The sequence below is a fragment of the Pseudomonas sp. M5 genome (assembly GCF_016907075.1).
GTDB lineage: Bacteria > Pseudomonadota > Gammaproteobacteria > Pseudomonadales > Pseudomonadaceae > Aquipseudomonas > Aquipseudomonas putida_E.
Genome location: NZ_JAFBBH010000001.1, coordinates 3,241,168 through 3,255,421, shown reverse-complemented (window position 1 = coordinate 3,255,421; position 14,254 = coordinate 3,241,168). Strand labels below are relative to the sequence as shown.

General features: G+C 62.6%; 13 protein-coding genes. 9 read left to right on the top strand and 4 right to left on the bottom strand.

The genetic code is table 11. The features are described 5' to 3' along the window. Window positions 1-9: 9 nt before the first annotated feature. The 3 genes from JOE27_RS14915 to JOE27_RS14905 form a co-directional block, all read right to left on the bottom strand. Window positions 10-984 carry a serine/threonine protein kinase gene (locus tag JOE27_RS14915; protein ID WP_039602860.1) on the bottom strand — a complete coding sequence of 325 codons (975 nt, stop codon included), beginning with the start codon at window positions 982-984 and terminating at the stop codon, window positions 10-12. Window positions 985-1,055: 71 nt separating this feature from the next. After that, window positions 1,056-1,820 carry a TOBE domain-containing protein gene (locus JOE27_RS14910; RefSeq protein WP_115273056.1) on the bottom strand — a complete coding sequence of 255 codons (765 nt, stop codon included), beginning with the start codon at window positions 1,818-1,820 and terminating at the stop codon, window positions 1,056-1,058. A gap of 26 nt (window positions 1,821-1,846) precedes the next feature. Further along, entirely contained in the window at window positions 1,847-2,584 is a 738-nt protein-coding gene (locus tag JOE27_RS14905; protein ID WP_115273055.1) for a ComF family protein, read from the bottom strand. An 89-nt stretch (window positions 2,585-2,673) separates the two neighbouring features. Here JOE27_RS14905 and bioB point away from each other — a divergent pair, with 89 nt between their 5' ends. From bioB to JOE27_RS14860, 9 genes are all read left to right on the top strand, one after another. After that, window positions 2,674-3,732 carry a biotin synthase BioB gene (gene bioB / locus JOE27_RS14900; protein ID WP_204919087.1) on the top strand — a complete coding sequence of 353 codons (1,059 nt, stop codon included), beginning with the start codon at window positions 2,674-2,676 and terminating at the stop codon, window positions 3,730-3,732. Window position 3,733: 1 nt separating this feature from the next. Continuing rightward, the gene (gene bioF / locus JOE27_RS14895; RefSeq protein WP_119687883.1) at window positions 3,734-4,906 is read left to right on the top strand and encodes an 8-amino-7-oxononanoate synthase; all 1,173 of its coding nucleotides are present in this window, start codon (window positions 3,734-3,736) and stop codon (window positions 4,904-4,906) included. Next, a complete protein-coding gene (locus tag JOE27_RS14890) occupies window positions 4,899-5,630 on the top strand; it encodes an alpha/beta fold hydrolase (RefSeq protein WP_119687882.1) in 732 nt (243 codons plus the stop codon). Before bioF ends, JOE27_RS14890 begins: the two co-directional genes overlap by 8 nt. Further along, entirely contained in the window at window positions 5,623-6,441 is an 819-nt protein-coding gene (bioC, locus tag JOE27_RS14885; protein WP_115273052.1) for a malonyl-ACP O-methyltransferase BioC, read from the top strand. The genes JOE27_RS14890 and bioC overlap by 8 nt, the downstream gene beginning before the upstream one ends. Window positions 6,442-6,451: 10 nt before the next feature. After that, window positions 6,452-7,132 carry a dethiobiotin synthase gene (bioD, locus tag JOE27_RS14880; protein WP_115273051.1) on the top strand — a complete coding sequence of 227 codons (681 nt, stop codon included), beginning with the start codon at window positions 6,452-6,454 and terminating at the stop codon, window positions 7,130-7,132. Window positions 7,133-7,250: 118 nt separating this feature from the next. Further along, entirely contained in the window at window positions 7,251-7,547 is a 297-nt protein-coding gene (locus tag JOE27_RS14875) for a hypothetical protein (RefSeq protein WP_012316593.1), read from the top strand. A 307-nt stretch (window positions 7,548-7,854) separates the two neighbouring features. Beyond that, entirely contained in the window at window positions 7,855-9,660 is a 1,806-nt protein-coding gene (locus JOE27_RS14870) for a phenylacyl-CoA dehydrogenase (RefSeq protein WP_204919083.1), read from the top strand. A 211-nt stretch (window positions 9,661-9,871) separates the two neighbouring features. Then, entirely contained in the window at window positions 9,872-11,155 is a 1,284-nt protein-coding gene (locus tag JOE27_RS14865; RefSeq protein ID WP_115273049.1) for a GGDEF domain-containing protein, read from the top strand. Window positions 11,156-11,278: 123 nt separating this feature from the next. Continuing rightward, complete coding sequence (locus JOE27_RS14860; RefSeq protein WP_119687880.1) at window positions 11,279-13,057, top strand: acyl-CoA dehydrogenase C-terminal domain-containing protein; 1,779 nt, start codon at window positions 11,279-11,281, stop codon at window positions 13,055-13,057. A gap of 259 nt (window positions 13,058-13,316) precedes the next feature. On the opposite strand, the gene JOE27_RS14855 is transcribed toward JOE27_RS14860, so the two are convergent. Continuing rightward, window positions 13,317-14,240 carry a LysR family transcriptional regulator gene (locus JOE27_RS14855; protein WP_046787554.1) on the bottom strand — a complete coding sequence of 308 codons (924 nt, stop codon included), beginning with the start codon at window positions 14,238-14,240 and terminating at the stop codon, window positions 13,317-13,319. Window positions 14,241-14,254 lie beyond the last annotated feature (14 nt).

Sequence of the window (14,254 nt, the reverse complement as noted above, 5' to 3'; positions counted from 1 at the left end):
TGCAGGCATTTAGAACAATTTCAGGGGTTGCTCGTCGAGTGCCGCTGTTTGCTCGCGCAGGGCCAGGATCTGATCGCCCCAGTAACGCGGTTGGCCAAACCAGGGGAAGCTGCGCGGGAATGCCGGGTCGTCCCAGCGCCGTGCCAGCCAGGCGCTATGGTGCAGCTGGCGCAAGGCGCGCAGCGGTTCGATCAGGGGCAGCTCGCGCGGGTCGAAATCGTGAAACTCGTTGTAGCCGTCGATCAGCTCTGCCAGTTGGCCCAGGCGTTCTTCACGGCTGCCGGCCAGCATCATCCACAGGTCTTGCACGGCCGGGCCCATCCTGCAGTCATCGAGGTCGACGACGTGGTAGACGTCGTCGCGATGCATCAGGTTGCCGGGGTGCAAGTCGCCGTGCAGGCGCATGACCTGATGTGGGGTGCGTGCGTAGATGTCTTCGACCCGTTTGAGCAGCTCGCGCGCTACAGACTCGAACGCGGGCAGCAATTCCCGAGGTACGAAGTTGCCATCAAGCAGGGTTTGCAGGGAGGCGTGGCCAAAGTTATCCACAGTCAAGGCTTCGCGATGCTCGAACGGGCGTGTTGCCGCCACGGCATGCAGGCGGCCCAGCAACTGGCCCAGACGGTAGAGCTGGTCGAGGTTGCCTGGCTCCGGTGCGTGGCCGCCGCGGCGGGGAAATAGTGTGAAGCGAAAGCCCTGGTGCTCGAACAGGGTCTGTTCATTGTGTTGCAGCGGGGCGACCACCGGCACTTCGCACTCAGCAAGCTCGGCGGTGAAGCGGTGTTCTTCAAGAATCGCTTCATTGCTCCACCGGCCGGGTCGATAGAACTTGGCGATCAGTGGTTGCTCGCCTTCGATACCCACTTGGTAGACGCGGTTCTCGTAGCTGTTCAAGGCCAGTACGCGGGCGTCGCTGAGAAAGCCGAGGCTCTCCACGGCGTCCAGTACCAGGTCGGGGGTGAGGGTCGCGAAGGGGTGAGACATGGTGGCTCCGGGGTGGGCTGCAAGGGCTCATGGTATCAGTGCCGGCCCTCTGGCGGGGTGGCGCGACCAACCTACACCGGTACCCCCAGCAATACATGGGAGGGATGAAACTGCACCCGGACCTGGCTACCTGTTGTCACTGCCTCTTGTGCCAGCCAGTGCGCATCGGCAAACGCGCAGAGTGTCTGGCCATTACCCAGCGCCAGCCTCACTTCACTGGTGTCATGCCCATCCGCTATCACCTCTTCCACGGTGGCCTTGAGCACATTGCTGCCCGCTTCGGCTTCATCTGCGGCGCTCGATAACCGCACCCACCCGGCCTTGAGCAACGCCACCACCATGGTTCCGAGCGTCAGCTCCAGGCGTGAAGTGCTGTCGTGTGTGATCAGTGCCTCGATTTCCAGCCCGCCACCCAGCGCCAGGCTCACGCGGTCGTGCCGCCCCTCGCGGCGCAAGCCGCTGACCTGACCTTGCAGCTGGTTGCGGGCACTGGTGCGCAACATCAGGCGCCCAAGAAGGTCAAGGTCGCTGGAATCTTCGGCAGCCTCAAGAATCTGGGCCTGCAAGGCCTGTAGGCGCTGGTACAGGCGCAGTACCCGCTCGCCTTCGCCCGACAGGCGGGCGCCACCGCCACCGCGCCCGCCGGTGCTACGCTCGACCAACGGCTGGCTGGCCAGGTTGTTGAGTTCGTCTATGGCGTCCCATGCGGCTTTGTAGCTTATGCCTGCGGCCTTGGCTGCGCGGGTGATCGAACCTTGCTCAGCGATATGCTGAAGCAAAGCGATGCGCTGTGGGCGGCGAGCGATGTGCTGGGTGAGCAGGGCGGGCAGGGTCATGATGGCGCCTATCTGGGACTGACCGGTCAAGCTTGCCCCGGTTTTGCCGTGCGTGCCAGGCAATACACATCAACGCGGCGTGCGCCGGCGCCGCGCAGCAGGGCGGCGATGCTTTGCGCCGTGGCACCGGTGGTCAGCACGTCATCGACCACGGCCACATGCAGGCCGTGCAATGCGCCTTCATCAACCACCGCAAAGGCCTGCTGCAGATTACGCCGTCTGGCCTTGGCATCCAGGCTTTGCTGCGCCGGAGTTTCGCGGGTGCGCCGCAGCAATCGCTCGTTGCAGTCGATTGCCAGGGCCTTGGCCAACCACTTTGCCAGCATGCCTGCCTGGTTGAAGCCACGCTCGCGCTGTCGACGCTTTGCCAGTGGCACAGGCAACAGCAGCGATGGCCTGGCCAGGCCATCGGCAAAGCGGTGGCGCAAATCCAGGCTGAGCATTTCGGCCATCAAGCGCCCCAATGGCCACTGGCGATTGTGTTTGAAGCGGCTGATCAGTGTGTCCACGGGAAAGCCGTAATACCACGGCGCCACCACTTGTTCGAAGGCCGGGGCACGGCGACTGCACTGGGCGCAGGTCAGGCCGGCCATTGGCAGCGGTAGCGCGCAATGCATGCAGTACTCACTCAGCCAGGGCAGGTCCTCCTCGCACGCAATACAGATGGGGTGGGGCTGCTCGGCAGAAGTGCCGCACAGCAAACAGGTATGTTCAATATTTGTACACTTGTAAACCAGTGCTTTTAACCAAGGTTGACAGTTCATAGGCCTTCCATGACTATGCGAGCTATCCGTGATGCGCTGGCGGGCATTCCTGTCCCGGCGCCAGCTACAGCCTAAACAAGGAAACGCCGATGAGCGCCAGCACAACTGCAACAACACGTCACGACTGGTCCCTGGCCGAGGTGAAGGCCCTGTTCCAGCAACCGTTCAACGACCTGCTGTTCCAGGCGCAAACCGTGCATCGGGCGCATTTCGACCCTAACCGCGTACAGGTTTCCACGCTGCTGTCGATCAAGACCGGCGCCTGCCCGGAAGATTGCAAATATTGTCCACAGTCCGGCCACTACAACACCGGGCTGGAAAAACAGAAGCTGATGGAAGTGCAGAAGGTGCTGGAAGAAGCGGCGCGGGCCAAGGCCATCGGTTCTACCCGCTTCTGCATGGGCGCCGCCTGGAAGCACCCCTCGGCCAAGGACATGCCCTACGTGCTGGAAATGGTCAAAGGGGTCAAGGCCATGGGGCTGGAAACCTGCATGACCCTCGGCAAGCTCGATCAGGACCAGACCCAGGCGCTTGCCCAGGCAGGCCTGGATTACTACAACCACAACCTCGATACCTCGCCGGAGTTCTACGCCAGCATCATCACCACCCGTACTTACAGCGAGCGTCTGCAGACCTTGGCCTACGTACGCGATGCCGGGATGAAAATCTGCTCCGGTGGCATCCTCGGGATGGGCGAGTCGCTCGACGATCGTGCAGGCCTGTTGATCCAGTTGGCCAACCTCCCCGAGCATCCCGAGTCGGTGCCGATCAACATGCTGGTGAAAGTGGCCGGCACCCCCCTGGCCGAAGAAGAAGATGTCGACCCGTTCGACTTCATCCGCATGCTGGCGGTCGCGCGGCTGCTGATGCCCAAGTCGCACGTGCGCCTGTCCGCCGGGCGCGAGCAGATGAACGAGCAGATGCAAGCGCTGGCCTTCATGGCCGGCGCCAATTCGATCTTCTATGGCGAGAAGCTGCTGACCACTGCCAACCCACAGGCCGACAAGGACATGCAGCTGTTCACCCGCCTGGGCATCAAGCCTGAAGCGCGTGAAGAGCATGCCGACGAAGTGCACCAGGCCGCCATCGAACAGGCGCTGGTCGAGCAACGCAGCAGCGAGCTGTTCTATAACGCCGCGTCTGCCTGAGATGGCCTTCGATCTTGCAGCGCGTCTTGCCGAACGGCGCGCTGCAGACCTGTATCGGCAGCGGCCGCTGCTACAGAGCCCGCAAGGGCCGAACGTAGTGGTCGACGGCCAGCCGTTGCTGGCTTTCTGCAGTAATGACTACCTGGGTCTGGCCAACCACCCTGAGGTGATTGCCGCTTGGCAGGCCGGCGCCGAGCGTTGGGGTGTCGGTGGCGGAGCCTCGCATCTGGTGGTCGGCCACAGCACGCCGCATCATCAGGTCGAAGAGGCGCTGGCCGAATTGACCGGTCGCCCGCGTGCCTTGCTGTTTTCTACCGGCTACATGGCCAACCTCGGGGCCATTACCGCGCTGGTGGGGCAGGGCGATACGGTGTTGCAGGACCGCCTCAACCATGCCTCGCTGCTCGATGGCGGCTTGCTCAGTGGTGCCCGCTTCAACCGTTACCTGCACAACGATGCAGTCAGCCTGGCCAACCGCCTGGGCAAGGCCTGCGGCAATACCTTGGTGGTCACCGACGGTGTGTTCAGCATGGACGGTGACCTGGCCGACCTGCCTGCACTGGCCGAAGTCGCGCGTGCGCGTGGTGCCTGGTTGATGGTCGACGACGCTCACGGCCTGGGTACCTTGGGTGCACAGGGCGGCGGAATCGTCGAACACTTTGGCCTGGGCATCGATGACGTGCCCGTGCTGATCGGTACGCTGGGCAAGGCTTGCGGCACAGCGGGGGCCTTTGTTGCGGGCAGCGATGATTTGATCGAGGCACTGGTGCAGTTCGCCCGGCCTTACATCTATACCACCAGCCAGCCGCCGGCACTGGCCTGCGCCACGCTCAAGAGCCTTGAGCTGCTGCGCCGCGAAACCTGGCGCCGTGAGCACCTGGCCGGGTTGATCCGGCAGTTCCGCGAGGGTGCCGTGCAGATCGGCCTGCAGCTGATGGACAGCCCTACCCCGATCCAGCCGATCCTGATCGGCGACAGCGCACAGGCACTGCGCCTGTCGCAGATGCTGCGCGAACGAGGCCTGTTGGTCACCGCCATCCGCCCGCCTACCGTACCTGCTGGCAGTGCACGGCTAAGGGTAACCTTGAGCGCTGCGCACAGTGAGGCGCAGGTACAGCTATTGTTGAATGCATTGGCCGATTGTTATCCACAGCTGGAGGCCGCCGATGCGTAACCGACTGATCCTTCTACCCGGCTGGGGCCTGGGTACCGCGGCCCTGGAGCCGCTGGCCGCCAGCCTGCGAGCGCAGGACTCGCGCCTGCAGGTTGAGCTGGCGCCCCTGCCGGAGCTGGCAGACGCCGATGTACAGGCGTGGGTCGACTACCTTGACCGCAAACTGCCCAGTGATACCTGGCTGGGCGGCTGGTCGCTTGGCGGCATGCTCGCCAGTGAGCTGGCTCGCAAGCGTGGCGACCATTGTTGCGGGCTGCTGACCTTGGCCAGCAACCCCTGCTTCGTGGCACGGGCGGATTGGCCGCATGGCATGGCCGATGACACCTTCGGGACCTTCCTCGACGGTTGCCGCAGCCACACCTGCGTTACCCTCAAGCGTTTCCGTACCTTGTGCAGTGACGGCGCCCTGCAGCCGCGCACGTTGCTGCGCCAGCTAGGCGTAGGGGTACCGGACACCGACCCACTGTACCTGGCCACCGGGCTTGAGGTGCTGGCTCAGTTGGATACCCGCGAAGCGCTGCAGGCGTATGGCGGCCCGCAACTGCACCTGTTCGCCGGCAGCGATGCGTTGGTGCCCCCCGAGGCGGCCAAAGCGCTGAGCGAGTTGTTGCCCGACGTTGAAGTCGGCCTGGTTGAAGAGAGTTCCCACGCTTTCCTGCTGGAGTACCCGCAGGAGCTGGCGGCGGGCATCAAGAGTTTCCTGCATGAGAGTGGCGATGACTGACCTTTCCCGTCCAACCCTGCCCGGCGCGCTGCCGGACAAGCGCCAGGTAGCGGCCTCGTTCTCCCGCGCAGCAGCCAGCTACGACAGCGTGGCGGCCTTGCAGCGCGCGGTGGGCGTGACCCTGCTGGAGCAGTTGCCGGACGCACTGACGCCATCGCGCTGGCTCGACCTGGGCAGTGGCACGGGGCATTTCAGCCGGGTGCTGGCCGAGCGCTTCACGCCGGCGACGGGCGTGGCCGTGGACATCGCCGAAGGCATGTTGCGCCATGCCCGAGGCGAGCAGGGCGGGGCCCGCTACCATGTGGCAGGCGACGCCGAGCGGCTGCCGCTGCGCGATCACAGCGTCGACCTGGTTTTCTCCAGCCTGGCGGTGCAATGGTGCGCGCAGTTCTCCAGCGTGCTGGAAGAAGCACGGCGGGTATTGCGTCCGGGCGGTGTGCTGGCCTTCAGCAGCCTGTGTGTCGGTACCCTGGATGAATTGCGCGCCAGTTGGCAGGCCGTGGATGGCATGGTGCATGTCAACCGCTTCCGCCGGTTCGAGGACTATCAGCGACTGTGCTTGGCGAGTGGCCTGGAGCAGCTTGGCCTGAGTCAGCAGGCGCATGTGCTGCACTACCCGCATGTGCGCGGCCTGACCCATGAGCTCAAGGCACTTGGCGCTCACAACCTCAACCCTGGGCGGCCGTCGGGCCTGACTGGCCGTGCCCGCATGCAGGGGCTGCTGCAGGCGTATGAAGCATTCCGCCAGCCGCAAGGGCTGCCCGCCACCTATCAGGTGGTCTATGGTGTGTTGCGCAAGCCAAAGGCGTGAGAGGAGCGAAATGAGCCAGGCCTATTTCATCGCGGGTACCGATACCGATGTCGGCAAGACCACCATCGCAGCCGGGCTGTTGCATGCCGCACGTCTGCAGGGCCTGAGTACGCTGGGTGCAAAGCCGGTGGCGTCCGGCTGCACAGTTACCACAAAGGGGCTGCGCAACGCTGACGCCCAGGCATTGATCGACGAGAGCACGCTCAAACTGCCTTATGCAGCGATCAACCCTTTTGCATTTGAACCTGCCATCGCGCCGCACGTGGCGGCGCGTGAAGCGGGTGTGACGTTGGAGGTGCCGGCCCTGCTCCAGGCCATGCGTCACGTGTTGGATCAGGGCGCGGATTTCACCCTGGTCGAAGGTGCCGGTGGCTGGCGCGTGCCGCTGTCTGGTCATGCCAACCTGTCCGACCTGGCAATCGCCCTCAAGTTGCCAGTGATTCTGGTGGTAGGGGTGCGTCTTGGCTGCATCAACCACGCATTGCTCAGCGCCGAAGCGATCGCCAGGGACGGGTTGCAACTGGCAGGCTGGGTGGCCAATGTCATCGACCCGCGTACGTCGCGGTTGGAGGAGAACCTCGCCAGCCTGGCCGAGCGCTTGCCAGCGCCTTGCCTGGGGCGGGTGCCCAAGCTCAAGCAAGCGACTGCCGATGCAGTCGCGGAACATCTGCAGCTGGACTTGCTGGACTGAAGCGCCATGCCTCACGTCTATCAGATGGCACGGGGCCATTAGCGATTTAAACGGGCCTTTATGGCCCGGGCCTGTTTTAATCAGGCCTGTTCACATCCAGCGTCATTGGAGTTTTGACATGGAAATCACCGGTAGCTCCGCCTACTACGCGGGCCTCAGCGCCATCCAGAGCGGGCAGAACCGCGTCGACCAGGCGGCCAGCCAGATCGCCAGCAACACTGTCGAACGCGCCGCCACCAGCCAGTCCAGCGATTTTCAGGCCGAGCGCCTGCGTGCGGTTGACCGCAGCCAGCAGATGGACCTTGCCACCAGCACTGTACAGCTGGCGCTGGGCAAAACCGAGGTCGAACTGGGCGCGAAAGTCGCCAAGGCTTCCGACGAAATGCTCGGTCGGTTCATCGATACCTACGCCTGAAGGCGCGGCACTTTCACAAACCTGCACAGTGCTCTGTGGAAGCGGGCCTGCCTGCGGATGCGTTTGATCAGGCTAGATTTTTTGCCTGAGCCAACGCCTTCGTGGGCAGGCCCGCTGCCATTGTCGTGGGCGTCTTTTCAGGCGATGGCATAAACGCCATGTTTCGCGGCATAAATGGCACCATAGTCCCTCCTTGACATCGGTCAGTCCTAAACGTAAGTTTCAAACAACTGTTTGACCGAAAGCCGGCAAGAGCTGGTCGGTATCAGCGGTCTCCCTACCGGACTCATCACAGAGGTTCATCGCAATGCCTGATTACAAAGCCCCCTTGCGTGATATTCGCTTCGTTCGCGACGAGCTGCTTGGCTATGAGGCGCACTATCAGAGCCTGCCGGGTTGCCAGGACGCAACGCCCGACATGGTCGACGCGATCCTCGAAGAAGGCGCGAAATTCTGTGAGCAGGTGCTGGCCCCGCTGAACCGTGTCGGTGACCTGGAAGGCTGCACCTGGAGCGAGTCCGGCGTGAAGACCCCGACCGGTTTCAAGCAGGCCTACGAGCAGTTCGTCGAAGGCGGCTGGCCAAGCCTTGCCCATGATGTCGCCCATGGCGGCCAGGGCCTGCCAGAGTCGCTGGGCCTGGCGTTGAGCGAGATGGTGGGTGAGTCGAACTGGTCGTGGGGCATGTACCCGGGCCTGTCCCATGGTGCGATGAACACCATTTCTGCGCACGGTACTGAAGAGCAGCAGGAAACCTACCTGACCAAACTGGTATCGGGCGAATGGACAGGCACCATGTGCCTGACCGAACCGCACTGCGGCACCGACCTGGGCATGCTGCGCACCAAGGCCGAGCCGCAAGCTGACGGCTCCTACAGCATTTCCGGCACCAAGATCTTCATTTCTGCCGGCGAACACGACATGGCCGATAACATCGTCCACATCGTGCTGGCCCGCCTGCCGGATGCCCCGGCCGGCACCAAAGGTATCTCGCTGTTCATCGTGCCGAAGTTCCTGCCCAACGCCGAAGGCGGCGTGGGTGAGCGCAACGGCGTGAGCTGCGGCTCGCTCGAGCACAAGATGGGCATCCACGGCAACGCTACCTGCGTGATGAACTTCGACAGCGCCACCGGCTACCTGATCGGCCCAGCCAACAAGGGCCTGAACTGCATGTTCACGTTCATGAACACCGCCCGCCTGGGCACCGCGCTGCAGGGCCTGGCACATGCCGAGGTGGCCTTCCAGGGTGGCCTGAAGTACGCCCGTGACCGCCTGCAGATGCGTTCGCTGACCGGCCCCAAAGCGCCTGACAAGGCTGCTGACCCGATCATCGTGCACCCGGACGTTCGCCGCATGCTGCTGACCATGAAGGCCTTCGCCGAAGGCAACCGCGCCATGGTCTACTTCACCGCCAAGCAGGTGGACATCGTCAAATACAGCCAGGACGAGGAAGAGCGCAAGAAGGCCGACGCCCTGCTGGCCTTCCTGACCCCGATCGCCAAGGCCTTCATGACCGAAGTCGGCTTCGAGGCGGCCAACCACGGCGTGCAGATCTACGGCGGCCACGGCTTCATCGCCGAGTGGGGCATGGAGCAGAACGTGCGCGACAGCCGTATCTCCATGCTGTACGAAGGCACTACCGGCATTCAGGCCCTCGACCTGCTGGGCCGCAAAGTGCTGATGACCCAGGGCGAAGCGCTCAAGGGCTTCACCAAGATCGTGCACAAGTTCTGCCAGGCGCAGGAAGGCAATGAGGCGGTCAGGGAGTTCGTCGAGCCGCTGGCTGCAATCAACAAGGAATGGGGCGAACTGACCATGAAAGTGGGCATGGCCGCCATGAAGGACCGCGAAGAAGTAGGCGCTGCATCGGTGGATTACCTGATGTACTCCGGTTATGCGTGCCTGGCGTACTTCTGGGCCGACATGGCACGCCTGGCTGCCGAGAAGCTGGCTGCCGGCACTTCGGAAGAAGCCTTTTACACCGCCAAGCTGCAGACGGCGCGCTTCTACTTCCAGCGTATCCTGCCGCGTACCCGCACGCACGTGGCGACCATGCTGTCCGGTGCCAGCAACCTGATGGCGATGGACGAAGAGCACTTCGGCCTGTCCTACTAAGCCGCAAGGCGTCACTGAAACCCGCTTGCCTTCACCGGCAGGCGGGTTTTCGTATTTTTGGGGCCGCTACGCCCCAAGATCCGGTTACAAGAAAAGCTCAAGCCCTCCGCCCCTGCTGCCGTTAACCCCCCGTGCATTCATCTATTCATGTGCGCTGCCGATGAAGTAAAGGCACAATGCCATTATTGATCTGCCGGGTCGGAGATTACCCTTGTTTCGTTTAAACGCTGTACGCGCAAGCCACTTCCTGCCTTCGCTGTTCCTCTTGCTGGCAGGGCTTGCGGCGGCATACGTGAGAGACCTCAGCGTCTTCTTCACATCACTGTTCAATGTCCTGCCCACCTTGGTCCTGCTGCTGGGTGGCGCCTACTGCGCGGTCTACCGTCGCCAGCGTGAGCTGTTCTTGATGGTCACGGTGTACATCGCCTACTTTCTGCTCGATACCCAGACCGACTACTACCGTGACCATGGGCGTGTGCGCGAGGACGCAGCGGTGATTTTCCATCTGGTGTGCCTGCTGCTGCCTGCATTGTTCGGGCTATTTGGCGCCTGGCAGGAGCGCACCCACCTGGCCCAGGACCTGCTTGCCCGGTTTGCTGTGCTGTTCGCTGTGGGTAGCGTGGCAGTGGCACTGGAGCAAAGTTTTCCCCAGGCACTGCTGGCCTGGTTGGCGGAAATCCGTTGGCCGTCGCTGCATGGGCAGTGGATGAGCCTGATCCAGATGGTCTACCCGTTGTTCATCGGTGTCTTCATGCTGCTGGTGGTGCAGTACCTGCGTGAGCCAAGGCCCTTGCATGCGGCCCAGATCATCGGGCTGATCGGTATCTTCTGGATGCTGCCCAAGACGTTCATCCTGCCGTTCACGCTGAACATCATGTGCAGCCAGGTGATGTTGATGATCGCTGCGGCGGTCTCCCACGAGGCCTACCAGATGGCCTTCCGTGACGAACTGACCGGCCTGCCTGGGCGGCGCGCGCTGAACGAACGCATGCAGCGCCTGGGGCGCAACTACGTGATTGCCATGACCGACGTCGATCACTTCAAGAAATTCAACGACACCCATGGCCACGATGTCGGTGACCAGGTATTGCGCCTGGTCGCCAGCCGGCTGTCGAAGGTCACCGGTGGTGGGCGCGCCTACCGCTACGGTGGCGAGGAGTTTGCCCTGGTCTTCGCCGGCAAGACCGCCGAGGAATGCGTGCCGCATGTGGAAGCCGTGCGCGAGATGATCGCCAACTACACGATGCAACTGCGTGACCAGAACAACCGGCCACAGGACGATTCCGCCGGGCGCCAGCGCCGCAGCGGCAGTGGTGCTGGCACGGTATCGGTGACCATCAGTATCGGCGTCGCTGAACGCCTTATCGAACACCGCAACCCCGAAGAAGTGCTCAAGTCAGCCGACCAGGCGCTTTACAGCGCCAAAGGTGCCGGCCGTAACTGTGTCATGGTTTACGGCCAACAATCACGGCGCGGAGCCGTTCGCACTGCGTGACCATAATTGACTATATGGTCGCGTGATGACCCTATGTCTCGCAAAAGTTGTTCGGTTACACTGGATTCAACCCCGTGCTGCGGTCCTTCGAGACCGCCCCGACCCCACCAGCGAGAGGTTGTCATGGCTGAATATAAAGCGCCGCTGCGCGACATGCGCTTCGTTCTGAATGAAGTCTTCAACGTGGCAGAGCTGTGGGCGCAATTGCCTGAGCTGGCCGAAACGGTCGATGCGCAAACCGCACTTGCCGTGCTGGAAGAAGCAGGCAAGGTCACAAGCAAGTCCATCGCCCCGCTCAGCCGAGCGGCTGACGAAGAGGGCTGTCACTGGGAAGACGGTGCGGTAAGCACCCCGGCTGGCTTCATCGAGGCCTACAACACTTACGCCGAGGGCGGCTGGGTGGGTGTGGGCGGCGATCCCCAGTACGGTGGCATGGGCATGCCCAAGGCGATTTCGGCCCAGGTTGAAGAAATGGTCAACGCGTCGAGCCTGGCGTTCGGCCTGTACCCGATGCTGACTGCGGGTGCCTGCCTGTCGATCAACGCCCACGCCAGCGAAGCGCTCAGGGAAAAGTACCTGCCGAACATGTATTCCGGCGTGTGGGCAGGTTCCATGTGCCTGACCGAGCCGCATGCCGGTACCGACCTTGGCATCATCCGTACCAAGGCCGAGCCCCAGGCCGATGGCAGCTACAAGGTCAGCGGCACCAAGATTTTCATCACTGGCGGCGAACACGACCTGACCGAAAACATCATCCACCTGGTGCTGGCCAAGCTGCCTGACGCACCGGCCGGGCCAAAGGGCATCTCGCTGTTCCTGGTGCCCAAGTTCCTGGTCAACGATGACGGCAGCCTTGGGGCACGTAACCCGGCTACCTGTGGCTCGATCGAGCACAAAATGGGTATCCAGGCTTCGGCAACGTGTGTGATGAACTTCGATGAAGCTGTAGGTTACATCGTTGGCGAGCCGAACAAGGGCCTGGCGGCGATGTTCACCATGATGAACTACGAGCGCCTGGGCGTGGGCATTCAGGGGTTGGCCACGGCCGAACGCTCCTACCAGAATGCCGTCGAGTATGCCCGCGACCGTTTGCAGAGCCGTGCGCCCACCGGCCCGCAGGCCAAGGAAAAGGCGGCCGACCCGATCATCGTCCACCCGGATGTGCGCCGCATGCTGCTGACCATGAAAGCGCTGATCGAAGGTGGCCGCGCCTTCTCCACGTACGTGGCAATGCAGCTGGACAGCGCCAAGTACAGCGAAGAGCCGGGTACGCGCAAACGCAGTGAAGAGCTGGTGGCGCTGTTGACGCCGGTAGCCAAGGCGTTCCTCACCGACCTGGGCCTGGAGTGTGCGGTGCATGGCCAGCAGGTGTTCGGTGGCCATGGCTACATTCGCGAGTGGGGCCAGGAGCAACTGGTACGCGATGTGCGCATTACCCAGATCTATGAAGGCACCAACGGTATTCAGGCCCTGGACCTGATGGGCCGCAAGGTGGTGGCCAGTGGTGGTGCCTACTACAAGCTGTTCTCTGAGGAGATTCGCCAGTTCATTGCCAGCGCGGGTGGCGACCTGGATGAGTTCGCCAAACCGCTGGGTGCCTACCTCGATCAACTCGACGGCCTTACCGAGTGGGTACTGGAGCAGGCCAAGGGCAACCCGAATGAGATTGGTGCTGCGTCGGTCGAGTACCTGCATGCCTTTGGCTATGTCGCCTATGCCTACATGTGGGCGTTGATGGCGCGGGCGGCCAAGGCGGGCGAGGGCGATGAGGCGTTCTACTCGGCCAAGCTGGGGACGGCGCGGTTCTACTTCGCCAGGCTGCTGCCGCGGGTGGATTCGCTGGTGGCTTCGGTCAAGGCGGGGAGCGAGTCGTTGTACTTGCTGGATGCCGAGCAGTTCTGACGACTGGGATATACGCCCGACGTTTGTTGATGAACGTTGTTTGTAAGCATTTTCCTACATCACGCGGTGACTTTTCGCCACTGGTGTCAGATTGGATCCACGGCTAATCTTGCTACATGGACGTTGCGCAGGAAGCGCAAAGGACAGAACAGGGACAAACGAAGGATTTCCTGCCAGGACGGTGGGGCGATAGGGATGTCACAGGGAAAAAGTCTGGGAAAACCCCGCTTCGGCGGGGTTTTCTTTGCGCGCGTGTATTTCAGCCAAGCACATCCAGGGGTGAAGCCCCCAGTTGCCGTGCGTCGGCTTCTTCCTCGAGCAGCGTGCGCAGCAACTCGACCGATGCCTGCTGGCGCTGGGCATCGCGAAATACCAGGCCAACCTTCAACGGCACCCGCGGCTCGCTCAATGGTTTCCACAGCAACCCTTGGTCATCGTCGGCAGCCTCTTTGGCGCGGCCAGGCAGGATAGTGGCCAGTGCGGTGTGGGCCAGGCTGTCGAGAATGCCGCCCATGTTGTTCATCTCCGCCTGAACCTGCGGCCTGCGCCCCAGGCTGGCCAACTGTTGCTTCCAGATCTGGCGGATCTGGAACTCCTCGCCAAGCATCAGCATCGGCAGTTCTGCAGCTTGTCTGATAGAGACTTTCTTGAAGTCCTTCAACGGATGGGTATCAGGGATCACCAGCTGCAGTTCATCTTCGTACAGTAGCAAGCCGTGTAGCCCAGGTTGGCGTGGCGGCAGGTAGCTGATACCGATATCCAGGTTGCCGTTGAGCAGGCGTCGTTCGATTTCCAGCCCCGACAGCTCATAGATCTGTACCACAAGATGCGGTTGGGCCTTGCGCAACCGCTCAAGCAACTGCGGCACCAGGCTCGGCCGAACCGTCTGTAGTACGCCGATGGCCAGCGTGCGCAAGGACTGGCCCTTGAAGTTGCGCATCGCTTCGTGGGCGCGCTGCAGCCCATCGAGCAGGGGCAGGGCGTGGTTGTACAGGGTGTGGGCCGCCAAGGTCGGCAGCAGGCGCTTGTTGCTGCGCTCGAACAGGCTCAGGTCAAGGCTGTGCTCAAGCTGGCGGATCTGCTGCGAGAGGGCCGGCTGAGACAGTGACAGGCGTTCAGCAGCGCGGCCGACATGGCCTTCTTCATACACCGCGACGAAATAACGCAGTTGGCGAAAATCCATAAGTATTACTTATC